The organism is Comamonas halotolerans, from assembly GCF_030162935.1.
GTDB lineage: Bacteria > Pseudomonadota > Gammaproteobacteria > Burkholderiales > Burkholderiaceae_C > Comamonas > Comamonas halotolerans.
The window spans coordinates 59148-85000 of sequence record NZ_JASAUZ010000006.1 but is presented as its reverse complement, the minus strand read 5'-3'; the positions used below and the strand labels follow the sequence as shown (position 1 = coordinate 85000).

Annotated in this window: 27 protein-coding genes and 2 tRNA genes; 9 read left to right on the top strand and 20 right to left on the bottom strand. The window is 54.2% G+C overall.

What is annotated here, in order from left to right; translation table 11 throughout:
- Positions 1-114: 114 nt before the first annotated feature.
- The 7 genes from QEP11_RS05905 to cysS all read right to left on the bottom strand — a co-directional run bounded on the left by QEP11_RS05905 (position 115) and on the right by cysS (position 6052).
- A tRNA-Ser gene (locus QEP11_RS05905) sits at positions 115-207 on the bottom strand.
- Positions 208-340: 133 nt separating this feature from the next.
- Positions 341-433: transfer RNA gene (locus QEP11_RS05900), tRNA-Ser, on the bottom strand.
- A gap of 59 nt (positions 434-492) precedes the next feature.
- The gene (locus tag QEP11_RS05895) at positions 493-1758 is read right to left on the bottom strand and encodes an aspartate kinase (RefSeq protein ID WP_284335716.1); all 1266 of its coding nucleotides are present in this window, start codon (positions 1756-1758) and stop codon (positions 493-495) included.
- Positions 1759-1855: 97 nt separating this feature from the next.
- A complete protein-coding gene (gene tilS, locus QEP11_RS05890; protein WP_284335715.1) occupies positions 1856-2803 on the bottom strand; it encodes a tRNA lysidine(34) synthetase TilS in 948 nt (315 codons plus the stop codon).
- Between the two features lie 172 nt (positions 2804-2975).
- The gene (locus QEP11_RS05885; protein WP_284335714.1) at positions 2976-3947 is read right to left on the bottom strand and encodes an acetyl-CoA carboxylase carboxyltransferase subunit alpha; all 972 of its coding nucleotides are present in this window, start codon (positions 3945-3947) and stop codon (positions 2976-2978) included.
- Positions 3948-3993: 46 nt separating this feature from the next.
- Positions 3994-4650 carry a DNA-3-methyladenine glycosylase family protein gene (locus tag QEP11_RS05880; RefSeq protein ID WP_284335713.1) on the bottom strand — a complete coding sequence of 219 codons (657 nt, stop codon included), beginning with the start codon at positions 4648-4650 and terminating at the stop codon, positions 3994-3996.
- 22 nt (positions 4651-4672) lie between these two features.
- On the bottom strand, positions 4673-6052 hold the full coding sequence (gene cysS, locus QEP11_RS05875; protein WP_284335712.1) for a cysteine--tRNA ligase: 1380 nt from the start codon (positions 6050-6052) through the stop codon (positions 4673-4675).
- 182 nt (positions 6053-6234) lie between these two features.
- Between cysS and QEP11_RS05870 the strand changes: the two genes are divergently transcribed.
- The 5 genes from QEP11_RS05870 to QEP11_RS05850 all read left to right on the top strand — a co-directional run bounded on the left by QEP11_RS05870 (position 6235) and on the right by QEP11_RS05850 (position 9690).
- Positions 6235-6762, top strand: coding sequence for a tetratricopeptide repeat protein (locus QEP11_RS05870; protein ID WP_284335711.1), 528 nt, complete (start codon positions 6235-6237; stop codon positions 6760-6762).
- A gap of 92 nt (positions 6763-6854) precedes the next feature.
- On the top strand, positions 6855-7439 hold the full coding sequence (locus QEP11_RS05865; protein ID WP_284335710.1) for a peptidylprolyl isomerase: 585 nt from the start codon (positions 6855-6857) through the stop codon (positions 7437-7439).
- A gap of 47 nt (positions 7440-7486) precedes the next feature.
- Positions 7487-8014: a peptidylprolyl isomerase gene (locus tag QEP11_RS05860; RefSeq protein WP_284335709.1), complete on the top strand. Its 528-nt coding sequence runs from the start codon at positions 7487-7489 to the stop codon at positions 8012-8014.
- Between the two features lie 31 nt (positions 8015-8045).
- The gene (locus tag QEP11_RS05855; RefSeq protein ID WP_284335708.1) at positions 8046-8831 is read left to right on the top strand and encodes a UDP-2,3-diacylglucosamine diphosphatase; all 786 of its coding nucleotides are present in this window, start codon (positions 8046-8048) and stop codon (positions 8829-8831) included.
- A 16-nt stretch (positions 8832-8847) separates the two neighbouring features.
- Complete coding sequence (locus QEP11_RS05850; RefSeq protein ID WP_284335707.1) at positions 8848-9690, top strand: M90 family metallopeptidase; 843 nt, start codon at positions 8848-8850, stop codon at positions 9688-9690.
- A gap of 56 nt (positions 9691-9746) precedes the next feature.
- On the opposite strand, the gene QEP11_RS05845 is transcribed toward QEP11_RS05850, so the two are convergent.
- The 8 genes from QEP11_RS05845 to QEP11_RS05810 form a co-directional block, all read right to left on the bottom strand.
- Positions 9747-10040: a YdcH family protein gene (locus tag QEP11_RS05845; RefSeq protein ID WP_284335706.1), complete on the bottom strand. Its 294-nt coding sequence runs from the start codon at positions 10038-10040 to the stop codon at positions 9747-9749.
- A gap of 151 nt (positions 10041-10191) precedes the next feature.
- Entirely contained in the window at positions 10192-10416 is a 225-nt protein-coding gene (locus tag QEP11_RS05840; protein WP_284335705.1) for a YdcH family protein, read from the bottom strand.
- A 155-nt stretch (positions 10417-10571) separates the two neighbouring features.
- On the bottom strand, positions 10572-11246 hold the full coding sequence (locus QEP11_RS05835; protein WP_284335704.1) for an alpha/beta hydrolase: 675 nt from the start codon (positions 11244-11246) through the stop codon (positions 10572-10574).
- 94 nt (positions 11247-11340) lie between these two features.
- Complete coding sequence (locus QEP11_RS05830) at positions 11341-12180, bottom strand: dioxygenase family protein (protein ID WP_284335703.1); 840 nt, start codon at positions 12178-12180, stop codon at positions 11341-11343.
- Positions 12181-12256: 76 nt separating this feature from the next.
- Positions 12257-12655: an alternative ribosome rescue aminoacyl-tRNA hydrolase ArfB gene (gene arfB / locus QEP11_RS05825; protein ID WP_284335702.1), complete on the bottom strand. Its 399-nt coding sequence runs from the start codon at positions 12653-12655 to the stop codon at positions 12257-12259.
- A 3-nt stretch (positions 12656-12658) separates the two neighbouring features.
- Complete coding sequence (locus QEP11_RS05820) at positions 12659-13591, bottom strand: alpha/beta fold hydrolase (RefSeq protein WP_284335701.1); 933 nt, start codon at positions 13589-13591, stop codon at positions 12659-12661.
- Between the two features lie 14 nt (positions 13592-13605).
- Positions 13606-14052: a type II 3-dehydroquinate dehydratase gene (aroQ, locus tag QEP11_RS05815; RefSeq protein ID WP_284335700.1), complete on the bottom strand. Its 447-nt coding sequence runs from the start codon at positions 14050-14052 to the stop codon at positions 13606-13608.
- A gap of 70 nt (positions 14053-14122) precedes the next feature.
- The gene (locus QEP11_RS05810; protein WP_284335699.1) at positions 14123-14452 is read right to left on the bottom strand and encodes a hypothetical protein; all 330 of its coding nucleotides are present in this window, start codon (positions 14450-14452) and stop codon (positions 14123-14125) included.
- 153 nt (positions 14453-14605) lie between these two features.
- On the opposite strand from QEP11_RS05810, the gene QEP11_RS05805 reads away from it, so the two are divergent.
- The 3 genes from QEP11_RS05805 (at position 14606) to QEP11_RS05795 (ending at position 19665) form a co-directional block, all read left to right on the top strand.
- Complete coding sequence (locus QEP11_RS05805) at positions 14606-16417, top strand: glutamine--tRNA ligase/YqeY domain fusion protein (protein WP_284335698.1); 1812 nt, start codon at positions 14606-14608, stop codon at positions 16415-16417.
- A 358-nt stretch (positions 16418-16775) separates the two neighbouring features.
- Entirely contained in the window at positions 16776-18131 is a 1356-nt protein-coding gene (locus QEP11_RS05800; protein ID WP_284335697.1) for a YdgA family protein, read from the top strand.
- Positions 18132-18816: 685 nt separating this feature from the next.
- Positions 18817-19665, top strand: coding sequence for a peptidoglycan DD-metalloendopeptidase family protein (locus QEP11_RS05795; RefSeq protein ID WP_284335696.1), 849 nt, complete (start codon positions 18817-18819; stop codon positions 19663-19665).
- A gap of 41 nt (positions 19666-19706) precedes the next feature.
- Here QEP11_RS05795 and QEP11_RS05790 read toward each other — a convergent pair whose 3' ends face one another.
- Positions 19707-20315, bottom strand: a complete 609-nt coding sequence (locus QEP11_RS05790; RefSeq protein WP_284335695.1) for a DUF2242 domain-containing protein — start codon at positions 20313-20315, stop codon at positions 19707-19709.
- A gap of 256 nt (positions 20316-20571) precedes the next feature.
- On the opposite strand from QEP11_RS05790, the gene QEP11_RS05785 reads away from it, so the two are divergent.
- Positions 20572-21384 (top strand): META and DUF4377 domain-containing protein, encoded by an 813-nt coding sequence (locus QEP11_RS05785; RefSeq protein WP_284335694.1) that lies wholly within the window; start codon positions 20572-20574, stop codon positions 21382-21384.
- Positions 21385-21579: 195 nt separating this feature from the next.
- Here the strand turns inward: QEP11_RS05785 and QEP11_RS05780 are convergent, their stop codons facing one another.
- The 4 genes from QEP11_RS05780 to glnL form a co-directional block, all read right to left on the bottom strand.
- The gene (locus tag QEP11_RS05780) at positions 21580-21918 is read right to left on the bottom strand and encodes a MoaF-related domain-containing protein (RefSeq protein WP_284335693.1); all 339 of its coding nucleotides are present in this window, start codon (positions 21916-21918) and stop codon (positions 21580-21582) included.
- A gap of 168 nt (positions 21919-22086) precedes the next feature.
- On the bottom strand, positions 22087-22848 hold the full coding sequence (locus QEP11_RS05775; protein WP_284335692.1) for a hypothetical protein: 762 nt from the start codon (positions 22846-22848) through the stop codon (positions 22087-22089).
- Positions 22849-23170: 322 nt separating this feature from the next.
- Positions 23171-24712: a nitrogen regulation protein NR(I) gene (ntrC, locus tag QEP11_RS05770; protein ID WP_284335691.1), complete on the bottom strand. Its 1542-nt coding sequence runs from the start codon at positions 24710-24712 to the stop codon at positions 23171-23173.
- A 45-nt stretch (positions 24713-24757) separates the two neighbouring features.
- Positions 24758-25831, bottom strand: coding sequence for a nitrogen regulation protein NR(II) (gene glnL / locus QEP11_RS05765; protein WP_284335690.1), 1074 nt, complete (start codon positions 25829-25831; stop codon positions 24758-24760).
- Between the last annotated feature and the right edge of the window lie 22 nt (positions 25832-25853).

Genomic DNA, 25853 nt, shown 5'->3' with positions numbered 1-25853 from the left:
TCGATCAGCGAAGCCTTGAACTATACCAGAATTTTCAACCCTTGAAACCTCAAGGAAATCCCATCCATCCGCAACCAGAAGCAAAGAAGCTCTTACGAGATTCTTTGCTGCATCTGGCGGAAACGGAGGGATTCGAACCCTCGATGAGGCTCTACACCCCATACTCCCTTAGCAGGGGAGCACCTTCGGCCACTCGGTCACGTTTCCAGAATGACGCTATTGTAAGCAGATTTCTGACCACTTTTCTCAAAAAGTGGCAAAAACCAAAAAAACACCTTGATATACGCATGACACGCGAGATGCCAGCCAATAAAAAAGCCCGCATTTGCGGGCTGATATCTGGCGGAAACGGAGGGATTCGAACCCTCGATGAGGCTCTACACCCCATACTCCCTTAGCAGGGGAGCACCTTCGGCCACTCGGTCACGTTTCCTAGAGCCTGCGATTCTAATCAGTTTTAAAGACCTGCTTCAACAAATCGCAGTTTTTAGCTTATTCGCTCTTATCCAATCCAAAAGCTGTGTGCAACGAACGCACTGCCAACTCCAGGTACTTCTCATCTATCACCACCGAGGTCTTGATTTCAGAAGTAGAGATCATCTGGATGTTCACACCTTCCTGACTCAGGGCACGGAACATGGTGGAAGCCACACCCACATGGCTGCGCATCCCGATACCTACGATGCTAACCTTGGCGATATTGGGGTTACCCACCACTTCGGAAGCACCCAGAGCAGGAGCCACCTTGTCACGCAACAACTCCAGCGCACGCTGATAGTCACCTTGGTTCACGGTGAAGGAGAAGTCGGTTTTGCCATCCTTGGAAATATTCTGGATGATGACATCGACTTCAATATTGGCATCTGCCACAGGACCGAGGATACCTGCAGCAATACCGGGGGTGTCGGGCACGCCGAGCACGGAGATCTTGGCTTCGCCACGATTGAATGCGATGCCAGAAACAACGGCCTTTTCCATTTTTTCGTCTTCCTCAAAAGTAATCAGCGTGCCTGACTTGGCTTCTTCAACCAAATCAATGTCCCATGGCGTGAAGCTAGAGAGCACACGCATAGGCACTTTGTACTTGCCTGCAAATTCCACTGAACGGATCTGCAACACCTTGGAGCCCAAGCTGGCCATCTCCAGCATTTCCTCAAAGCTCACGGTATTCAGACGCTTGGCCGCAGGCACCACACGAGGGTCGGTGGTATAGACACCATCCACGTCTGTGTAGATCAGGCATTCATCAGCTTTCATGGCTGCAGCCACGGCCACCGCAGAAGTGTCAGAACCACCACGCCCCAGCGTTGTGATGTTGCCGTCTGGATCAAGCCCCTGAAAGCCCGTAATCACTACCACACGACCTGCATCCAGATCTTTGCGCACACGGGCATCATCGATCGACTCAATGCGCGCCTTGGTGTAGCTGCTATCTGTGCGAACTGGCACTTGCCAGCCTGCATAGCTCACAGATTCCACGCCTTCGGCTTGCAGTGCAATAGCCAGCAAGGCAGAGGATGCCTGCTCCCCTGTTGCAGCAAGCATGTCCAGCTCTCGGTAGTAAGCAGTTTTTGCAGCACTTGGTGCCAGCTCACTCGCCAAACCCAGCAAACGGTTGGTTTCGCCACTCATGGCGCTGGGCACAACCACCATTTGGTGACCTGCCCGAGCCCACTTGGCCACGCGCTTGGCAACATTGCGAATGCGCTCTGGAGAGCCCATCGAGGTGCCGCCGTATTTATGAACGATCAGTGCCATTGGAAATTAGGTGACGAAACTGCTTGGCACGGCGCTGTTGGTACAAGCGTGTTTTGGCGCGCCGCCGGTTTTCGTGCTCAAAAATTAGGACCAAAACTCAGGGATTGTACCAACCGAGATGCGCTCCGTTCCTTACGGCAAACCCGTAGCCCACCTTCACATGAATCTGATGCCCTCGGGTTTGGCACGCAGCCAAGAGTTTTTGCAACGCCTGCAATTGCGCCGAAGAAGGTGTGGTTTGGTGATGTTGCAACAACCAATGACGTAGCACATTGGCTTGCCGCTCCACACTGAGCTTTTGCAAAGCTTGAATATGTGGCGGCACCCCCACCCTCTGCAAATCACTTTCTGCCAACTCTTGCAACAGATGCTTGGCATGCGCAGCATGTGCGCAGCTTCGAGCAAAGGTATCGCGAAAGTGCGGAAAAACTTGCTCAAGCACCGGCAACAATTGCGCACGAATACGGTTGCGCGTATAGCTTGGATCGATATTTGTTGGATCCTCTACCCATGCGATATCTTGCGCGCTCAGCCAAATACGGAGATCGGCTGCACTCACTCCTAGCAGTGGGCGAAACCACTGCAAATCATCGCGTTGCCACTGCTTCGGCATGGCAGCCAATCCCGCAACCCCCGCCCCTCGCGACAAAGCCAGCAACAAGGTTTCCACCTGGTCATCCGCATGCTGCGCAAGCACCACACTGGCGGCAACCGTTGCAAAACCAGTTTTCGCTTGCTCAGCCAGTGCTGCATAACGATAACGACGCGCAGCATCCTCCGGACTTTGACCAATTTGATGGCGCGCATCCACATGCACCACCGACAAAGGCACTTTCAAAGCGCGACAGGTGTCACGACAATGCTTTTCAAACTCATCCGCCGCAGCCTGCAATCCATGGTGTACGTGAATAGCAAACACCTGCCCCGGCCAGCGCCGCGCACAAGCATGCAGCAGTGCCGTGGAATCAGCACCCCCGCTGTATGCCACCGCCACCGGCAGGGCAGGCACAAAGTCCTGCATGGCTTGTTCAACTGATACGGTCACCGTCTACTTCTCCCCAACCATCACCCAGTACTTGCAAGGAAAACCACCCGCAGCACACTCACACCGAGCCAGGAACACGTGCAAATTTATACAGGCAACAACAAAAATGGCCCTCTAGGGCCATTTGAGTGTTTAGCACTGTTGCTTGCATGACAAGCAACAACTGCGACCATTAGCTGGCTTTGGTGTCGTTAAAGCGACCGTAGCTTTGCAGACGCTCATAGCGACGATCCTGCAGCTCCTTGGGCTTCAGATCCGAAAGCTGACGCCATGCATCATTCAAAGCACGCTTGAGCAAACTGCCCATGTGCTTGTGATCACGGTGCGCGCCACCTACAGGCTCGCTAACAATCTTGTCCACCAACCCAAGTGCTTTCAGACGATGAGCTGTGATCCCCATGGCGTCTGCCGCCATTTCCGCCTTCTCACCCGTCTTCCACAAAATGGAGGCACAACCTTCGGGACTGATCACCGAGTACACGGAGTACTGCAGCATCAATACCTGATCCGCCACAGCAATGGCCAGCGCACCACCTGAACCACCCTCACCAATCACAGTAGTGATGATGGGCGTTTCCAGCTGGGCCATTTCATAAATATTGCGCCCAATGGCTTCGGACTGGCTGCGCTCTTCCGCATCAATACCGGGGAATGCTCCAGGTGTGTCCACAAAAGTGAATACGGGAAGCTTGAACTTCTCGGCGGTCTTCATCAGGCGAAGTGCCTTACGGTAGCCCTCGGGCTTGGTCATGCCAAAGTTGCGCAGAGCGCGCTCCTTGGTATCACGGCCTTTTTGATGACCGATGACCATGCACGGCTGTCCGTTAAAACGAGCCAGACCACCCACAATGGATTTGTCATCGGAAAAATGACGATCACCGTGCATTTCGACAAAGTCGGTAAAACACTCTCGCACATAGTCGAGCGTGTAAGGGCGCTCGGGATGGCGGGCAATCTTGGTGATCTGCCAGGGGCTCAGATCACTGTAGATGTCCTTGGTGAGCTGGTTGCTCTTTTTGCTCAACTGATCGATCTCATCCGAGATATCAACCGCATTTTCAGTCTGCACATAACGCAGTTCTTCGATTTTGGCTTCAAGTTCAGCGATAGGCTGTTCAAAGTCCAGAAAGGTTTTTTTCGCCAAGTTATTTCTCCTTGTCCCGGCCTGCGCGATGGGGCCCAGGGATTATTCAATAGGCCACAGGCTGCGGGTCGAGCGAGCGCCAAATATACCAAGTTGCCACGGTGCACCACGGCTTCCAAGCCTCAGCAACTTCTCGGGCATCACTGCGACTCACGGGATCGTCCGAGAAATAACTCTGGCTGATCCCCTTGAGCAGACCCACGTCATCCAGTGGAAGCACGTTGGGCCGCAGCAGGTAAAAGATTAAAAACATCTCGGCCGTCCAACGGCCGATACCGCGAATGGCTGTGAGCTCTGCGATGATGGCTTCATCATCCATCTGCACCCAATCTTGAACGTGCAGGCGGTTTTCCGTGAAATGCACGGCCAAGTCCACAAGATAGTCAACTTTGCGCGCCGACAAACCAGCGCCACGCATATCGTCCACCTTGAGCAACAATACTTGCGCAGGTGTGATTTCGGTCAACAAAGCACTAAAACGCTTCCAAATGGAGGCCGCGGACTTCACAGATACCTGCTGACCAACGATGGAACGCGCCAGGGTGATAAACGGATCACCACGCGTTTGCAGTGCTTCGGCAGCAAATTGAGGAATCAGGCGGCGCATGACCCGGTCTTTTTTGACCAAATGCTTGCACGCTTCAGCCCAATACTCCGGCGCATGCGCAGGTGGTGCAGGCAATTCTTTGGGGGAGGGAGACATACTGCTGTGTGCAGCCCAGTTGTTACTGAGCAGCCTCCCAAGTAGTTCCAGCAGCAGAGTCCTTCAAGACAATGCCTTGCTCTAACAATGCTTTGCGAATTCGGTCAGCTTCGGCCCAGTTTTTTTCCGCTTTGGCTGCAGCACGCGCCGCTATTTGCGCCTCAATGGCTGCCGCGTCGACATCCGCCGCTCCAGCCTGCAAAAACTGTTGGGGCTGGTCTTGCAACAAGCCCAGGCAAGCACCAAGCGCCTTGAGCAAACCTGCCACTTCAGGAGACTTGGTGCGATTGACCTCGCTTGCCAAATCAAACAGCACAGCTACAGCCTCAGGTGTGCCGAAGTCTTCATCCATGGCTGCCTTGAAACGCGCAGCATAGGGGTCGGACCAATCAATGACCACATTGGCCGGTGGTACCAAGCTCAGCGCTGTATACAAGCGCTTCAAAGCATTGCGCGCATCATCCAGATGCACGTCGGAATAGTTCAATGGACTGCGGTAATGACTGCGCACAACAAAGAAACGCACAGTTTCTGCGTCGTATTCCTTCAACACATCCCGGATGGTGAAGAAATTGCCCAGCGACTTGGACATTTTCTCGTTGTCCACATTGATGAAACCGTTGTGCATCCAGGTTTGCGCAAAAGGCTTACCTGTCGCCCCTTCACTTTGGGCAATTTCGTTTTCATGGTGCGGGAATTGCAAATCGGCACCACCGCCGTGGATATCAAAGCTCTCGCCCAGCATCTCGCAGCCCATGGCCGAGCACTCGATGTGCCAGCCTGGACGCCCTTCACCAAACGGACTTTGCCACTTTACATCGGCAGGCTCTTCGGGCTTGGACGACTTCCACAGCACAAAGTCCAGCGGGTCGTTCTTTCCATCAGCCACGGCCACACGTTCGCCAGCATTGAGTTCATCGAGCGTCTTGCCCGACAACTTGCCATAACCAGGAAACTTGCGCACAGCAAAGTTCACATCACCATTACCGGCCTGATAGGCCAGCCCTTTTTGCTGCAACGTACCGATCATCGACAGCATTTGCGGTACGTATTCAGTGGCACGTGGCTCATAGGTGGGGCGCTCAATACCCAGCGCATCGGCATCCTGATGCAGCGCATCAATCATGCGGTCAGTCAGGCTACGGATGGTTTCACCATTCTCCACCGCGCGCTTAATGATCTTGTCATCAATATCAGTGATATTGCGCACATAAGTCACCTTCAAGCCGCTGGCGCGCAACCAGCGCTGCACCACGTCAAAAGCCACCATGGAACGAGCATGGCCCAGGTGGCACAAGTCATAAACCGTCATGCCGCACACATACATGCGGACATGACCTGGTTCAAGCGGCGAAAACGCCTCCAATGCACGCGACAGCGTGTTGTAGATACGCAAACTCATGGAGTGTCAGAAACGGAAGATATGGGGGAGCTGCGGCACAGCAGTAGTGCAACGCCGTCTCCATGCGGCCAGACTGGGGACAGAGCTGCAAACGCCAAACGTCAACACCCCCTCAGCTACAATCTTTAGCAGTATAAGCCCGCCAAGCTGGCGGACTACTGTTGCCCTTGGAAAGCACCTACATGTCCCCTACCCTCCGCCCTCGATCCATGTTGTGCCTTATGGCTCTGTCTGGCTTTTTGGTCGCTGGCGCGGCACACGCCGATATGTATGGAGACGTGTCTGAGCTGGCCAAATCCGGCAAGACCACAGAAGCCATTGCCAAAGCGGAGCAATACCTTTCGACCAATCCGCGAGACCCTCAGATGCGTTTCTTGAAAGGAGTGGCGCAATCCAAGGCGGGTGATATGGATGCTGCCACTGCCACATTCCAGGCTCTCGTAGAAGAATACCCCGAGCTACCCGAGCCGTACAACAACTTGGCAGTGATTTACGCCAACCAAAACCAGTTGGACAAAGCCCGTGGCGCCCTGGAGATGGCTGTACGCAACAACCCCAACTATGCTGTAGCCCATGAAAATCTGGGTGACATTTATGCCCGCTTGGCGCATGACGCGTACAACCAGTCGCTCAAACTCAATGGCAATAACCGCCCACTCAAGCTCAAGCTGACCACACTCACGGAGATGTTGCAGCCTGCTGCACGTTGATTGAACCTCTGCGCGCCCCAGCACTCCTACGCATCAGAGCCAGCCTTGCTGGCTTTTACTTTCGAAATTTGTTCACCGCAAGGAACACTGTCATGACTTTGTCCCGCAGAACCCTCTGTTTATCCCTGACTGGCATGCTGCTAGCCAGCACTGCTGGGTTGGCTGCTGCGCAAGACGCTGCAAAACCCCGTGTCAAATTCGCTACGAATATGGGTGATTTTGTCGTGGAGCTGGAGCCCAGCAAAGCACCCAAGACCGTGGAGAATTTTTTGCAGTACGTGACCGACAAGCACTATGAAGGCACTGTTTTTCATCGTGTGATTGACGGCTTCATGATCCAGGGTGGCGGCTTTACGGCCGACATGCAGCAAAAGAAGACGCGAGAGCCTATTGCCCTGGAAGCCAAGAATGGTCTGAAAAATGACCGTTACACCATTGCCATGGCGCGCACCGGCAACCCCAATTCCGCCACCTCGCAGTTCTACATCAACGTCGCCAATAACGACATGCTGAATGCCCCCCAGCCTGACGGACACGGTTACGCGGTGTTTGGCAAAGTGGTACAGGGCCAAGCGACCATCGACAAAATCCGCACTGTGCCTACGGGCAACCGTGGCATGCACCAGAATGTGCCCACTTCTGCCGTCACCATCACATCAGCCACATTGCTGAAGTAATTGGGCGCAGACGCTCCGTTTTATCTCTCACACAGAAAGCTTTTCCCATGAGCAACCCACAAGTTGAACTTCACGTCACCATCAACGTTGCCGACACAGCTACCCAAGGCGTGATCACGCTGGAGCTGGATGCACAGAACGCCCCCAAGTCGACCGAAAACTTCCTGAACTACGTCAAGAGCGACTTCTACAACGGCACCATCTTCCACCGCGTGATCAAGAATTTCATGATCCAGGGAGGCGGCTTTACCCCTGACATGAAGCAAAAGCCCACACAAGATCCTATTGAAAACGAAGCCAAGAACGGTCTGAAGAACTCCAAGTACACCATTGCCATGGCCCGTACCAGCGACCCTCACAGCGCCACCGGACAGTTCTTCATCAACACCGTGGACAATGACTTCCTGAACCACACCTCGCCCACCGCACAAGGCTGGGGTTATGCCGTGTTCGGCAAGGTGGTCAAGGGCGAAGAAGTTGTGGACGCCATCAAGAAGGTGCGCACCACACGCAAAGGCTTCCACGACGATGTACCTTTTGACGCCGTGGTGATTGACAAGGCCGTCGCGCTGTAATTACGCAGGGAGTCAACCGTTGGACTCTGCCATGCAACCAACGGATGTGACATCGACCGTGTCGCCCATGCCCGAGCTAATCGCTCCAGCGCATTGGCACACGGTCGAATTCATTTCCGATCTGCACCTTGACCCAGGTGAGCCTGCCACTGTGCAGGCTTGGCGCGACTATCTTGCGAACAGCAAGGCCGATGCCATTTTTTTGCTGGGCGATATCTTTGAAGTTTGGGTAGGTGATGATGCCCTGCTCGAACCCAGCAGCTTTGAAGCCCAATGTGCCCAGACACTGCTGGCAGCCAGTGCGCAACGCAGCCTGTTTTTCATGGTGGGCAACCGTGACTTTCTTGCAGGCGATGCATTCTTACAAGCCAGCGGCATGACTGGTTTGTCCGATCCAACCTTGCTGGCATGGGGCGAGTACCGCATTGTTTTGAGCCACGGAGATGCGCTGTGCCTGGATGATGTGGAGTACCAGAAATTCCGTACGCTCAGCCGCTCAGCCGCCTGGCAACAGCAGCTGCTGAGCCAACCCCTGGCGGTGCGCCGCGCGATTGGCAAATCTGCCCGCACCGAAAGCGAGCAGCGCAAACAATCCGGTGCACCTTATGCAGATGCCGACCCTACCATGACCGCAGCCTGGATGCAGCAGACCCATGCAAAGTGGCTGGTTCACGGGCACACTCATCGCCCTGCTGAGCATGCGCTGCCCAATGGCGGTACACGCATTGTGCTCAGCGACTGGCATATCGATAGTCGCACGCACCGCGCTGAGGTCCTGCGCCTGAGCTCGCAAGGCTGGCAACGCCAACCTCTGTGAACTAGCAACTAGCACCATGTGGCACACAATCTCTGGCTGGCTACGCCGCAACCTTCTTGGAAAACTTGGGCTTCCACCAGAGATTCCCGATACCTTGTGGCAAGCCACACTACGCGATCTACCTTTTTTGCAGCAACTCTCGCCCAAAGAATTGCTGCAACTGAAAGCCTTGTGCGCTCATTTTCTGCAACGCAAGGAGTTCGCTGGGGCTCATGGCCTAGAGATTACTGACCAAATGGCTTTGTCCATCGCGGCGCAAGCTTGTGTGCTCTTGATTCACTGGGGCGAACCCCGGCAAGCGCTGCGCTGGTATGACGACTTTGTGGGCATCATTGTTCATCCTGAAGATATGGTAGCTCGCCGCAAAGTACGTGACGCCACCGGCGTGGTGCACCACTACCAGGAAACACTGATGGGCGAAGCGATGGAGCGAGGGCCGATCACACTCAGTTGGTCAGCAGTGCAGCGTGGCGGGCATGCGCACTGGGGCGACAATAGCAATGTGGTGATTCACGAATTTGCACACAAGCTGGACATGGCCAATGGCGGCGTGGATGGCAGCCCTCCTTTGCCCAGCGACTTCCTGGGCTACACCTCTGCTGCACAAGCCAAACAGTACTGGGCAAGAGTCTGGTCCGCAGCTTATGCTGACTTTCGCGAAGCGCTGGAGGCACACTATCGCTTTGGACAACCCGCGCCATGGCTGGACGCCTATGGTGCCAGTGCCCCTGAAGAGTTTTTTGCAGTCGCTTGCGAAGCTTATTGGGTGGCTCCCGAAGCTTTTGCCCAGGCACAGCCTACCCTCAAACCATTGCTAGACGCCTTGTTTAGACGCGCAGATACACGCCATAAAAACTGAAGGCGCCTTTCGACGCCCCGTTGATCTGGGAATACCTCCCGATATCCCAATACAAATTAAGCACTCAAGCGAACACCCGACATCTGGGCCAGTTTGTCCCGGTCCACATAGTTCTTTTGCTGCTTCAATGCCAGCATCGGTTCTGCTTTGCGCAGCATGCTGTAGAGCTCTTCTTTGACTGCCAGCTTCTGTTTTTTCAGGTTCTCAATATCCACCTGCAAACTCGGCGATTTCCTCTGAACCAAGGCTTCTACCTCTGCATCCAGCGCACTGTGCTTCTCACACAAACGGTCAAAGTTTTTATCGCTGGCGCGCAACTGCTGAATCTGTTCATGGTACTCGGCAAACATAAGCTTCCTTTCATCAACAACAGGCAGGGCAGCAGACAGACTACCCACTGGAAATTACACATTGTGAAGGTCTCTGCAATGAAAGGCTGTAACACCCCCACGCCGCTTCACAAAAATAAAAAAAGCACCATGCGGTGCTTACAGATAGTACTTAGAGGGCGCTTGCATCTTCCTTGCGCAGCAGGCTGTAAATCTCTTCTTTCAAAGCCAGTTTTTGCTTTTTCAGGCGGTCAATTTCTGCGTGGAAAGCTGGAGAGCGCTTGTCCTCCAGTTGTTTGACTTCATGATCAAGCTTGTTGTGCTCATCAAAAAGTCGGCTGAAATGGCGGTCATTGGCGCGCAATTGGGCGATTTGTTCTCGGTACTCAGGAAACATGCTGGCCTTTCATCAATGTAACGATGCCGAACTATTCGCTGACACCCGCTTGGATGACAACGCTTCAATTCCATTTTGCACAATGTCATCTCCAAAAAGTTTGCGATATGTAAACATCACAAACTCAAAGCCGTTACCGCGATACCTGCTCAACCTCAGCAGCTCTCTTTTTTGATCCCGACACAATCAGACAACCACTGCATGCTGTCTTGCAACTCTTGAGGATGTATGGTGTGCTGACACGGATACTCCTCATAGCGCAACGTAACGGGCAGCCCTTGCAGATGGCTGCAAATGGCATGCGCGCTGGTCAGTGCAATAACGTTGTCTTGGGTGCCGTGGCTGACCCAAGCGCAATGTCCCTGAAAGCGCTCAACAGCGACCTGCTCAGGCAGCACCTCTGGCAATAAACGGCTGTGCCAGATGCACACACCGGCCAGCAACTCTGGCTGCGTCAACAGCAGACTCAGACTCATGATGCCGCCCTGGCTGAAGCCGCCCACAATTACCCGCTCTGCCGACACATCCAGTTGCTCACAGGCAGCAATGACAGTTTGGGTCACCAATGCACGGCTTTGCTGCTCCTGCATCACGTCAATGTGACGTGTTCCATCGGTATCCACCGAAAACATGAACCAAGCATACGCATCGTGACCCATCGGATACGGAGCCTGCAAACTCAGTACATGGTATTGCTGCGGTACATAGCTGGCCAGGCCAAATAAATCCTGCGCATTGCTGCCCACGCCGTGCATGAGCACCAGCAGCCAGGGCTGGGCCTCATCAGCGGATGCAGGACGATACAAACCATTCAGTGGGAGCTTCAACATTCGACACTTTCAGAAGCCAAAAACAAATCTTGCAGACCTAGAGGCTCGCCAAGTTCCAGCGCTTATACCGCAACCGCCTGAGGCTTTCAATGAATCAAATAGGAGCATCCAATGCCAGTGCATCCATGGCCAGCATGCCGTACATGACCTCACGACTGAGATAGCTGGCAACAGCTTGCGGGCCCGCAGCACCTAGCGCAAAGTACAAAGGCAAAAAGTGCTCATCGGTGGGATGCGCCCGCAATGCATGCGGCGCGTGGACCTTCCAGTCGAGCAAGTTCTCGACCTTTCCGCCTTGAATCTGTGCCTCCACCCAGCGACTGAACTCCACCACATAGTCAGCAGATTGGTGTGCCCCACCAAAGAATTCGCGCAAATTGTGCGTCATGCTGCCACTGCCAATGATGAGCACGCCGCGTTCACGCATGGTGTGCAGCGCACGACCCAAAGCGTGAACTGCATGCGCATCCGCATGTATCGGCAGCGAGATCTGCACGACGGGTACATCAGCCTGAGGAAACAGGTGGATCAAAGGCACCCAAGCACCATGATCCATAGGCTGCCGTGTATCTTCTGTTGCGTTCACGCCAGCTTTTGCCAGCAAACCGATTACCTCTTGTGCAAGCGATGGTGAACCTTTGGCCGGATATTGCAATTCGTACAACGCAGGCGGAAAGCCACCAAAGTCATGCCATGTCGCTGGATCAGGAGCGCTCATCACGCGCACACCCTGACTCATCCAGTGTGGTGACATGATGACCACGCCTCGCAAATGCGGGTGCCGCGCACGCAAATCTCTGCCCCACCTGGTCAATGCTGGCCCGGTCTGCCCTGCTTCCAGTGCAAACATGGGAGATCCGTGCGAAACAAACAGCGCAGGAACACGAGCCGGGGAAGAAGGCAAGATAGAAGTAGGGGTAACAACATGAGACATGTGCTGAATATTAGGTCGTCTCAATTGAAGTACTACTAGTGCCTGCTCACATTCACTGTCTCAAAAATGATCGCAATTACCAATCCACTTTGCTTCGTAAAGCCTTGGTCGCACCTGCCCGTTTTTTTCCATCCACGCGACGTTGCTGCGATGCGCGCGTGGGCTGGGTGGCTTTGCGTACCTTGGGCTCATGCGCCGCTTGCGCGATCAAGTCTTGCAGGCGCTGCATGGCATCTTGCAGATTCAGCTCTTGGGTGCGGTGTTTTTGGGCTTTGATCACCACCACCCCATCTTGCGTGATGCGGTGGTCTGATAACGCCACCAATCGCTCTTTCAACTCCTGAGGCAACGACGAGGCGTGTACGTCATAGCGCAGATGCACGGCACTGGAAACCTTGTTGACATTCTGTCCACCCGCACCTTGGGCGCGCACTGCGGTCCAGATGACTTCCCCAGGTTCCAGTCGCCAATGCATGGCTCAATGCTCCGCCGCCAGCAACGGCAGCAAGGCCGCATGAAATGCATCTGCCTGCTCATATTGCACCCAGTGCCCGGCACCTGCAATGCGCTGCATGCCTTGCCACTGCGAGGTGTGGGCTGCCATAAGGGCCTCCACCTCATCCAAAGTGCCCGGATAAAGTGCATCACAGTCACCATAGATGGCTGCTACCGGGCATTGCACTTGCGCCAGCGAACGCACCAGAATGTCGGTGCTGGAGATTCGGCGCCGCGGCAAATTGTCACGCTGCACATTGGCAACATGCAAAGCCACCGTATCGCGGTCAATACCGGATGGATCATGCAGCATGAGCTCCCCCAGGTTGAACACATGATGCAGCAACTGATCCCGAGGATCAGGCAGATGGCGCCATCCCTTGAGGCGGAAAGGATGCTTGTTGGTCAGACCGATGCCAGGAGCCCCAACCACAATCAGTTGCTCGACCAAATGGGGATAGGCTGCAGCCAGCATGCCAGCCGTCATGCCACCAAACGAGAAGCCCATCAGTCGAACTGACTGCAATGGAAACTGCGTTTGCAGCAACTGCGCCAGGACGGGCAACATGCCATCCGCATCGATGACGCCCACTGGAGCATCCGAAGCACCGAAGCCCGGCAAATCGACCGCCCAGACATCATGACCTGCATCGCGCAAAGGCCCGATGCTGCGCACCCAATGGGTCCAGCTACCGCTGCCTCCATGGAACAGTACCAGCGGCGCCTGACCATTGGGTTCAGGTGATACCCAGTGGTGCAGCGTGATCTGACCATTTTCGTGACCGACTTGCAGGCGCTGCGCCAGAGCCTGCCAATGAATCACTTCTTGACTTTGCGCCTGTCCGGCTGCAATTGCTGCAATTTCTTCTTCGCTGCCACTCCAGGGCAAGCTCAATGGCACGCTACGCTCCGTCATACTGTCCACTGCTGTCACCACTGCGCAACCGCATCGATTGCCAAGGCATAACCAGCGACTCCCAGACCGCACACCACAGCACGCGCCACAGAGGACAGATAGGAGTGGTGTCTGAATGCTTCACGTGCATGCACATTGCTGATGTGTAGCTCCAGCAGTTGCACGCCTGTGCCTTTAATGGCATCCATCAAGGCAATGCTGGTGTGGGTGTATGCACCAGCATTGAGGACCAAGCCTGCCAGTTCGCCCTTGGCATGCAATTGACCAGCTTCATGGATCCAGTCAATCAACTGGCCTTCGTGATTGCTTTGGTGAAAACGCAGTGCCAGACCGTGGCGTGCAGCAGCTTGTTCACACAGTTTGTGTACATCCGCCAAAGTATGTGCGCCATATACAGCAGGTTCACGGGTCCCCAAAAGATTCAGATTGGGGCCATTCAAGACAAATACGGTCTTCGCCATTGCAAGCACTCATAGAAACAACTAGAGCCGCGATTATGCGGCCCTGCTGGCTCAGAAGCTGTCACCCAACTTAACGGTGTCTGTGGTGCGGATGATGCTTGTGCTTGCGATGCTTGAAGTGTTTGCCGTAACCACGCGGCGGTGGCGGAGGTGCCCAGTAACCATGTGCGGCAGGAGCCGGGTAATACACCACAGCAGGTGGCGGCGCCGGGCGGTAGTAACGTGGAGGAGGTGGTGGTGGCGGTGGAGCCACATACACAGGCACACCTGGAACATGGATGCCGACAGAAATACCGACATTCCCCGCGTGCGCACTGCCGCCTGCGATTGCAGCCAATAAGCCTAAAGCAGCCAGGCCACGGTGCACCCCCAGGCGCATCTTGGTCAGGTTGAGGTTCATTCGACAGCGTCCTTTCATAGTGGTTCTTCTCTAACAACGCACCAATCCCCCTTGTGGATGTCATACCAACAGTAAAAGCTTGTATCCATTGGTGTGCAACCAACACCCGCAGTGCCAGCCTTCTCTTGTGAGGCGCCCTACAATCAGCAAGATATGAGCACACCCGCCAATACTCACAACGAAACCCCGGAAGTGGTGAAACCCACCAACTTCCTGCGCCAAATCATTGAAGCCGACCTGGATAAGGGTACCTACCAAGGTCGCCACTGGGGCGGCACGCCTGGTGATGCACAGCACCACCAGCAGGGCCAGGTGGACGAGGCGAAGATTCGCACGCGCTTTCCGCCCGAGCCCAATGGCTACCTGCATGTGGGCCACGCCAAATCCATCTGCCTGAACTTTGGTCTGGCCAAAGACTACGGCGGCGTGTGCCACCTGCGCTTTGACGACACCAATCCTGAAAAGGAAGATCAGGAATACGTCGACAGCATCAAAGACGCTGTGCAATGGCTAGGCTTTGATTGGAAAGATGCCCAGGGCAACTCCAACCTCTACTACGCCAGCAATTACTTTGACTTCATGCACCGGTGCGCGGTCTACCTGATTGAGCAAGGGCTGGCCTATGTGGATGAGCAATCTGCAGAAGACATGAAGGCCAATCGGGGCGACTTCTCCCGCCCTGGTGTGAACAGCCCCTTCCGAGACCGGAGTGTGGCCGAAAACCTGCAGCGCTTTGCCGACATGAAAGACGGCAAACTGGCTGACGGCGCTGCCGTGCTGCGCGCCAAGATTGATATGGCTGCCCCCAATATCAACCTGCGCGACCCTGCCATCTACCGCGTGCGCCATGCAGAGCACCACAACACAGGCAACCAGTGGTGCATCTACCCCATGTACACATTTGCGCATCCCATTGAGGATGCCTACGAGCACATTACGCACTCGATTTGCACGCTGGAGTTTGAAGACCAGCGCCCTTTCTACGACTGGCTGCTCGATCATCTGCGCGAAGGCGGTCTGATTGACGCCCCCCAGCCACGCCAGTACGAGTTTTCACGCCTGAACCTGACCTATGTGGTCACCTCCAAGCGCAAACTCAAACATTTGGTGGACAGCGGCACGCTGACTGGCTGGGATGACCCACGCATGCCCACCATTGTTGGCCTGCGCCGTCGTGGCTACACACCTGCGTCCATTCGCAATTTCTGCGAGCGTATTGGTGTGACCAAGGACTACAGCTGGATCGATTACGCCACCCTGGACGGCTGCCTGCGCGAAGACCTGGAAAACCAGGCCCACCGCGCCATGGTGGTGCTTGACCCGGTAAAGCTGGAGCTGACCAACTGGACCGATGTATTTGGCAGCGCCGACCACCTGGAAGCGTGCAGCCTGCCAGCACTACCCCATGCTGCTGACGCCGAAGCTGTACCTGAGCGCAGGTTCACGCTAGGCCGCGAAGTATGGATTGAACGGGAAGACTTCGCCGAAGTTCCACCGAAAGGCTACAAGCGTCTGTTCCCCGGCAACAAGGTGCGCCTAAAGGGCGGCTACGTCATTGAATGCACTGGCTGCGAAAAGGACAGTGACGGCAACATCACCAAGGTACTTGCCACCGTGGTGCCCGACACCAAGAGTGGCACTCCGGGTGCAGATGCCGTGAAAGTCAAGGCTGCCATCACATGGGTGGGCGTTGCCGACGGCGTGAAGGCAGAAGTGCGCCTGTATGACCGTCTGTTCACCGACGCACAACCCGATGCAGGAGGTAAAGACTATTTGGCATTGCTCAACCCCGACAGCCTGAAGGTAGTGACCGCCTATGTCGAACCATCGCTGAAGGCGGCACAAGCTGACGACAAGTTCCAGTTCGAGCGTTTTGGCTACTTTGTCGCCGACCGCAAGGATCACACGACTGCCCACCCTGTGTTCAATAAAATCACAGGCCTGAAAGACTCCTGGGGCAAGTGACTGCCACCATTCCTCGCAACAAAGGCTGCCTCAAAGCAGCCTTTTTCTTTTCACCCAAAGTACAGTCTCAGGGCAAATTATTCATAGACTTTCACAAGCATTCACCACAACAACTCACCGTGCCACAGAAAAAAACGCTACGCGAAGCTTAGATCAGCTGCGTAGCAATCGCCTGCTCACTGCCTTGAAGAATCCTCTACCCATGTTGCTCTCACCTTGAAAGCTGGCAATTTTGAAATCCAAAAAACAACAGCGACACAGAGAACACATGAAGCACAAACGCTATCTCTAAAATCTCGCATCGCAAGGTTTGGCGAAGACAAACCCTGTCCACAAGCACGACCAACTAAGGGCAACCATGAAAAAACTGGCCATTGGCGTTCTCGGTGCTGGCGCACTGATAGTCGCAGGCGGGTTAGGCACCAGCTATTACACCGGGAAAAAAATTCAGCAGACACTGCAGCAAACTGCCGATGTATGGAGTGCTGAAGATGGCTTCACTGTGCGAGTGCTGGAATATGACCGCGGCTTGGTGAGTTCCCGCGCACAAACCCTGTGGTCCTTTGTCAGTGGTGAAGATGTCTATGACGTCACCGTCACCCACGATATCTTGCACGGCCCCTGGCCCATGGGTCATGCAGCCAAAGTCGTGTCCCGCTTTTTGTTACCTCAGGACAGCGAACCGCAATTGGTCGAAGCCCTGCAAAAACAGGCTCCACTGGAATTGGTAACAACAGCAGGCTGGTCTGGGCAAACTGCGCACACACTGTCTTCACCCAATTTCAGCAGTAACTTTGAAGATGGGTCAGCACTGACGTGGGGCGGACTCAAAGCCGAATGGACCCTGTCAGCCGAACGCGATAACGCCCAAGGCTTTATGCGCATGCCTGTGCTACGCGTCAAAGTGGAAGATGGCAGTCGCCTGGACCTCGAAGACACTGAGATCACCTTCGACACTCACGCGCCCGCTGGCTATAGCTTCTGGCTGGGTCCCAGTGCATTGAAGCTGGGTCTGATGTCTGTGCAAGACAGTGAAAACAGCAGCCAGATCAAGCTGCAGCAACTGGACCTCAGCACCACCAATACGCTACAAGACAGGTTGGTGCAATCTGGCCTGGACATGCAGCTCAAGCAACTGGAAACGCCGTCTTACAACGCCGAAAACGTAGCTCTGCAAATGCAGCTCAAGAACTTTGATGCAGACTGGCTGGATCAAGTCATGCGTTGGGTGCAAGCAGGCACAGATGCACAGGAGATGAATTGGTTGGGCATGCTTCCGCAACTGCTCGCTGGCAAACCCGAGCTATCCATCAATCGCCTCAGCATGGACAGCGCAGATGGCCCGGTGTCAATTTCTGCGCGGCTTGCCTATACCGGTTCACAACCGGAAGCTTTTGATCCGACCACCGACCTGGAAGGGCAGCTACACACCACCCTGCCGCTGCCCACACTTGTTCAGTTGCTGGAAAGCAAAGTCCGCAGTGACTACCTGGACCTTCTGGAGCAGATGGAGCATGAGATGAATGAGCAGGAGTTGCAAACTGCCGTTGATGATGGGGTAGGCAAGCGCCTGAAAGCACTGTTGAGCCAAGGCATTGTGCAAAAAAAAGGCGACAGCGTCGAAGCCACACTGGACTTTGCGCGCGGAGAAATAAAGCTCAACGACCGCCCTCAGACATTGCAACAGCTCTTAGGTATCGGTAGTGCCATGTAGTTCTTTTTAAAACTGCGTGGGCCATCGCCTAAATTTTTTAGATAAAAAAAAGCTGCCTCTAAGGCCGCTTTTTTTTATTAACGGGCTACTGTAGCTCCAAACATGCAGGACACAAGCCTAGCGCTCAAGCGTAGCTTTGCATCCATGCCGGGGGCCAAATAAAGAGTGTGCGAAGAGGGACTTCATTTTCCAGGCAATGCGTTCATTCATGAGCACTGTGTGCGTGTTGTGTGAGTCACCATGTGCTGACGCAGTTGCTCTCGCACTTTCGCAGCCACAGTCATATCAATGGTGATTCGACTTCATTACCCTTGGCTTAGCAACCCGTTCAAGTTGTTGCTGACCCGGATTTGATGCTGAAGCGCCGATGCAATACCAGGAAAAACCAAATCGGCCACACCCAGCAGTTGGACAAACCACGCATCCAATAGTTGTTGCCAAAAAATGCTGCTGTTTCGCCGATACCAATCAGCGCCATGCGAAATACAGGCCCTGATTTCAAGGTTTAGTCAAAACTACCAGCCAGACGTCATATGGTTGGTACATAGTGCCCGGGTTGTGATTGTGCACATTACAGCTCCGAATAGATCTCTATTGGCAGACTTCACAAGCCACTTTCTGACGCTTAGGACTGTCTACGGCAAGTCACAATAGAGCCCTGCTAATTGCAAGCACAGAGTTTTTTATGCAACGTCGTTACTGCTTGGCAAGCTTCATCCACCTGAGTGCAGGCATTGCGCTGCCTGGCTGGGCAAGTACCAGCCTAGACGCCCCAATTTTCCCCATTGACAGCCGCGTTCCTGGTGGAATTGCACGTCTGTCTCTTGGCCCCTCTTCCAGCCTTCCCAAAGTCACAACCGCTGATGGAATTCCGGTCTTGGTCATTGGCGACATGATTGAGTGGACTGCCTTGGTTGGCATTCCTCTGGCTGCTCGACCCGGCATCCATACCGTCACCGTACGCAACGACGATGGAACTCAGTCGCTGGATTACAGGGTCACCGATAAAAAGTACGCAGAACAAAGCCTCAAAGTTGCGCCCAAAACTGTGGATTTGGCCCCCAAAGACTTGGCTCGCCATGAACGTGAACGGGCACATCAGCAAACCATCATGGCTTTGTTCACCCAACCAGCACCGGATCCGTCTGCCATGGGCATGCGCCAACCCTGCCCTGGACGCCGCTCCAGCAGTTTTGGATTGCGCCGCGTATTCAATGGACAAGCTCGCAATCCACACAGTGGCATGGATATCGCTGCAGCAGCCGGAACCCCTATCGTTGCACCATTGCCCGGTACCGTGGTCGACGTAGGAGATTACTTTTTCAACGGAGGAACCGTCTGGCTCGACCATGGCGGAGGCTTGCTGAGCATGTACTGCCACCTCTCCAGCACACAGTGCAGAGTGGGAGATGTGCTCAAGACGGGACAGCCATTTTGCAAGGTCGGTGCGACAGGTCGTGTGACAGGACCGCATTTGCACTGGGGCGTCATGCTTAACCGCACCATGGTGGATCCAGCGCTGTTCCTCAGTTGATCATCCATAGCACTGACGAGCGCAAAATCACAAGCGGCACCTCAGTTGCGCTTTTCCCCCTCAGCACTGCTGGCTGGTGCATCCACCAACAAATAGCGACGCATCAAATCGAAGAAACTGTCATAGAACTGGCTGCTCGTTACAGTTTCGCTGCCAATTTTGATCATGGAGTCATGCCCTGCGGCCACTGGTACAGATACCGTTCCCAGCATGCTCACCCCCAAACTGGCAGAGTTGCTGGCCATTTTCAGAGCATAGCTGTCCTGCAGCGCACTCACAAAACCCATGCTCAACATGGCGTCATCGCTCTCGGGCACGCAAGTGACGCGGATGTTCATCTGCACATGGCGGTCTGACTGGGGCTGGAAACTTTTTTGTCCATCCACCACATCCTTATCGGCCTTGTTGATGATGTAGCCCTGACTGAGCAACGCGCGGCGTGCTGCTTCGCAGGTTTGCGCAGGCGTTGCATCGAACATGCGCGAATAGGTGGTTGCTGAGCCAAATTTTTCCTCCACCTGAGGCATGCGCTCTTGTGCAGAAGAGCGTCCACCTAAGCTGCCGCAAGCCGTCAACAATGCTGCGATGCTGACTGTTGAAAATGCATACACAACCCGACGCACTGACTCGTTAGCAAAAAAATTGGACATGACTGTTTCCACGAAACCTTGATTGTGAACTTGGCGCTATAAAACTGCACAGCGCTGCATTTGAATCGCTCACGATTTTATAGCTAGTAGATTTTTCATCACTGTGAAGCATACAAAGTGCAGCGCGCAAGATGTTCCATTGCGTATCAAGCAGTAGTCCCACAGCCGATAAGTCAAGATTTTCCAAGCAGCGCATGCATTCTTGATGCATGCTTGCAACTCTGTGTCTTAACTAACTCTTGAAGGCTATTGCTGAATGTTGTCTATGAAATCACTGAGCATGGTTTGCGTCTTGGGTTCCAGCATCTTGATGGGCTGTGCCACCCACTCTGCAGATTTGAATCAAGCTGCTGGTGCTGCCCAACAATCTGCACCGACTTTGCAGTCCCATCATTGGGAACTACAACAAGCCGTAACGCCACAAGGCGCTGCGGACACTCGCTGGCAAATTCCCGCATCCAATGACACTCCTGCGCGCACCGTTGGACTGCGCTTCTACGATAACCAGAACCTGAGTGTTGACCGTTTGTGCAACCTCATCAACGGCAGCTACAGCACTCAAGGCGAGCAACTCAAAATAGGTCGCATGGCTTCAACCATGATGGCCTGCAGCAATGCCGCTTTGATGCAGCTGGAACAAAACGTGGCATTGCAACTGCCCAAGGCAAGTACCTGGAAAATCACTGGCAGCACTCCGCCCATGCTGGAGGTGAAGTTTGCAAGTGGTGCCGCATGGAAGTTCAAAGGCACACCTACACACGAAACCCTCTATGGCCAAAGCGAGCGTATTTTTCTCGAAGTAGCCCCTCAGAAAGTGGCTTGCAGCCATCCTCTGATGCCCAACGCACAATGCCTGCAAGTGCGAGAAGTCAAGTACAACGACCAAGGCATCAAACAAAGCACAGGCCAGTGGGGTGCCTACTACGACACCATTGAAGGCTATACACACCAAGCAGGTGTGCGCAATGTGTTGCGCATCAAGCGTTTCACGCGCGATCAGGTTCCTGCTGATGCATCCAAATACATCGATGTCCTGGATTTGACGGTGGAGAGTGAAATCGTGCGCTAACCCTGACTTTAGAGACGATGAAAAAAGGCCTGTATCTGGACGCGGGCCTTTTTTCCGTCTGCAGGAGTTGTTCCCAGGTACTGTGGGTGCAGCTGTGGACAACATAAGGCATAACTGCGCAAAGCCACGACCACTGCGGGATTGCGCAGATTGCTTAAAAATCCAGCGAAAACAAAGCCATTATCAAACTGGCCGCTAGATAAATCGGAACTTACCGTCTACAAACATGGATGCCCGGTGTCCTCGCCCCCCAATTTCGTCAGAATAAGACCAAAAGGCTTTGACCTTGCCGATTTCAGTATCAATGATCTGGCTGACGGTAAAGCCCGTCTTCTCCATCCAATTGAGAAAATGCAAGCTGTCTGAGAGTTGCAAATAACTCAGCCGTTCATTACCCTGCGTCACATTTCCATTCTTGTCAGTTACCCGCCAAATCAAGTGGCCGCATACTGAGTAGCTCACCTGCGCAGTGCTTTCAGGAAATTCAATCACAGCCTCTCGACCCAGCAAGGCACCTGTGTAATGCATTGTCATTGCTTATCCCCCTGTTTTCACGGTACTGAAGCCAGTGACCTTGCATGAATTGTTCGATGCAAAACAGAGAGCTCGCTGTGGGAATTAGGCGCTTGTGCACGCCAGCAGCCCTAACCAATCACATGTCAAACATCGGCACATCAATGCGCAGAGTTCTATACCGGCCGCTTACAGTGCCCAGTTTTTTTGCAGCCAATGCAGTCGACGCAGATTGTTTTGAAGCACTTTTACCTGCTGCTGCAGGAGATGTTTGACATCTTCTGGCAAGCTGTTGCGCAATATCAGCTGGTAAGCTGATAACAGACCGCGCTCACGTTGTTCACAAACTTCGAACACCCGCCCTGGAGCCCATTCCAACAAGCCGGATTTGAACTTCATCCATTGCGCATATAAACGCTTGGACCACGGCATGACCGCATTGGATGCGCGCTCTTGAGGGTATATGGCTGGCTCCAAGCCTTGCGCCAGCCCCTGGATCACGCGGATGTGGCGATCAAGCACTTGCTGAGCGAACTCATTCATCGGCGCACCGCGCAAACGCGCCAAATCATGCACCAGCGATTGGCAACATTTGTACAAGGGTTGCAACGCACCGGCGAGATCACGCCGATCCACCAAAGCCGGCACATGCTCCTGCATTTTCTGTGCTGAAAAATTTGCACGCAGCCAGGCCGCTTTCACAGCCTGATGCACTTCGCGCCAAGGTAGCAAACTTGTACCGTTTTTGTGACTCCATTGCATCTCCAGCGCTTTGCACAAGTCAGAAAACTCGGCATCGGGATACAGCAAAGCCGCCTGCCAGCCCAACTCATAAGCTGGCTTGTACTGGTCATATCCACGGCCTGGAACGTAATAAGGCTGCAGCGCGAACTGAACATGCCAATACGCATCTTCCTGCTCGCAAACCAGCTGCATCTGAATATCAGTCACGCAACCAGCAGGCTCACCCAAGCAGGAGGCAGCCAAAGTATGCGGCGTGCTCCCCCTCTGGTACTGAGCCATACTGTGACGCGGAGCATGTGAAGAAGAGTGCGACATGAAATACAACGAATGCTGAAGCCGGCCATGCGTGCGCAAACACTACAAGCCTTATTGTCACAAGATTGTCAAAAATTATGAGATACCCGATGGTCAGCATAGACATGCGCTGGCTGTAGGACGAATCACCACTTCTTCACATGCATCAGATTTCGGAAACAAAAAAGGGCATATGCGCACATATGCCCTTTTCTTTTACTGCATGAAAGCTGCCTCAGTTTTCTGCAACAACCCTGTCCGCACCATCAATCCCCAGCTCTTGAATCTTGCGTGTAATCGTGTTGCGGCCAATCCCCAAACGCAGCGCGGCCTCCATGCGTCTGCCATGAGTGAGTGTTAGCGCTGTAGTGATCAAACTCGACTCAAAACGCTGGCTCAACACATCCCAAACCTCTTTGCAGTCACTTTGCAATAGCTTTCGCGCTTCTGCTTCAAGCAAGAGTTCCCAGCTTGCGTCACTTCCTGCATCCAGATTACCCGGAATAGACTGGACAACAGGTGGCTGTACCACCGTCCGCTCTGGCATGGAGGCAGCCGCAATGCTTGCAACCGCAGGGGGCGCCGGAAATGCATCCTCCACGACACCCAATACCTCAGGCGGCAGATCCTGCACAGAAACTTGCTGCGCTGGCGCCATAACGGTCAACCAATGGCAAATGTTTTCCAGCTGTCGCACATTACCTGGGAAACTGAACTGCGACAAACGCTGCAGCGCGGCTTCGGAAATACGCTTGGGCTCCACTCCCAATTGCTTTGCACTGCGTTGCAAAAAATGTTTGACCAGCATAGGCACATCTTCTGCACGCTCACGCAACGATGGCAGACGCAGGCGGATAACGTTCAAGCGATGGAACAGGTCTTCACGGAACACACCATCTTTGACACGTTGCTCCAGATTCTGATGGGTCGCAGCAATCACTCGGACATTGCTTTTCACGGCAGTATGTCCCCCGACACGATAGAACTGCCCATCCGACAACACACGCAACAAACGGGTTTGCAGATCAAAAGGCATATCGCCAATTTCATCCAGAAACAAAGTACCGCCTTCGGCCTGCTCAAAGCGACCGCGCCGCTGCGTCTGCGCTCCGGTAAATGCACCGCGCTCATGCCCAAACAGCTCCGACTCCAGCAGATCCTTGGGGATAGCCGCCGTATTGATTGCCACAAACGGGCCATTGCCCACAGGCGAGTGCTTGTGCAACGCCCGAGCCACCAATTCCTTGCCTGAGCCGGACTCACCCGTGATCAGCACGGTGACCGCACTCTGACTCAAGCGGCCAATGGCCCGGAACACATCCTGCATGGCTGGTGCCTGGCCCAGCATTTCCGGCATGACCGTCTGGCGCTCTTCCGCCACTTGCTCACGCTCGCTCTCTTCGACCGCACGGCGGATCAGTTCGATGGCCTTGGGCAAATCAAAGGGCTTGGGCAGATATTCAAAAGCACCTCGCTGGAAAGCTGAAACCGCACTATCCAAATCCGAATAGGCCGTCATGATGATGACCGGCAAATCAGGATGCAGTGAATGCACCTGTTCCAGCAGCTGCAAGCCAGAACCTCCTGGCATGCGAATATCACTGACAAGCACCCGAGGGCCTTGCTGGGCAGGATCTCCATCTGGCAAGTCTGCCAGCGCAGCCAACACCTCACGCGGATTGCTGAAGCTGCGGGTATCCAGGTTTTCGCGAGCCAACGCCTTTTCTAAGACGAAGCGGATCGAGGGGTCGTCATCTACTATCCAGATCGGCTTCATATGCAGTGTTTACCTTCCGTTGCTTGTTCTGTCAGAGCCCCGGTCTTAAGGCAGTGGGATCAGAATTCTGAAGTCTGTGCGCCCGGGCATGCTTTCACACTCAATCAGACCGTGGTGGCGTTGCACAAAAGTTTGCGCCAGCGGCAGTCCTAAGCCCGAGCCTCCATCCCTGCCAGTCACCAGCGGATAAAAAATCCGCTCCTTGATGTGATCTGGCACGCCGGGGCCGTTATCAATGACATGCAATTCCAATGCCAGTCTGTGCCGTTGGCGTCCAATAGTGACTTGACGGACCACGCGAGTGCGCAGCGTAATCTCAGCCTCCCCACTGTTAACCTTCTCTGTAAGCACCTGTGCGGCGTTTTGCACAATGTTGAGCAAGGCCTGAATCAGTTGCGCGCGATCGCCTTTGAACTCGGGAATGGAGATATCGTAATCACGACGAATCTTCAGCCCCTGTGGATACTCCAGCAACACCAGCGCCCTCACCCGCTCACACACCTCATGGATATTCAAATCGACCAGTTGATGAGGATGCCTGTGAGGCGCCAGCAAGCGATCCACCAAACTTTGCAAGCGATCTGCTTCGTGAATGATGACCTGTGTGTACTCACGCAGGTCTTTGCTCTCAAGCTCCATCTCGAGCAATTGCGCAGCGCCACGAATTCCCCCCAAAGGATTCTTGATTTCGTGGGCCAAATTACGTACCAGCTCCTTGTTGGCCTCGGCTTGCGCCACCAAGCGCTCTTCTCGGTCCTGGCGGGCCTGCTGCTCTAGCACCCACAACTCGATGAGCTTCAAATCACTGTGCTCAATGGCGGTGACTGTCACGTGAACAAACAAAGGCTCTTGAACAGCGCGTAGCAAGCCGGTGTCAAAGCTCATGGCAGCATAGCTTTGCCCACCAGAAGCGCTCAGGCCCGACCTGAGCAAAGAAGGAGCCGCCAGATGCTGCGCAAACTCTGATCCCTCCAACATGCGACGCGACATGCCTACCGCACTCTCCAGCGCCGCATTGGCAAATACCACTGCGCCTTGCGCATCCACGACAACCGCTAAGGTTGAGAGCAAGTCCAAAGCAGCAAAACGCTGCGCAGCATTGGAAGAAGCTTGGGACATGAAGAGATCAAACTTTCAAAAA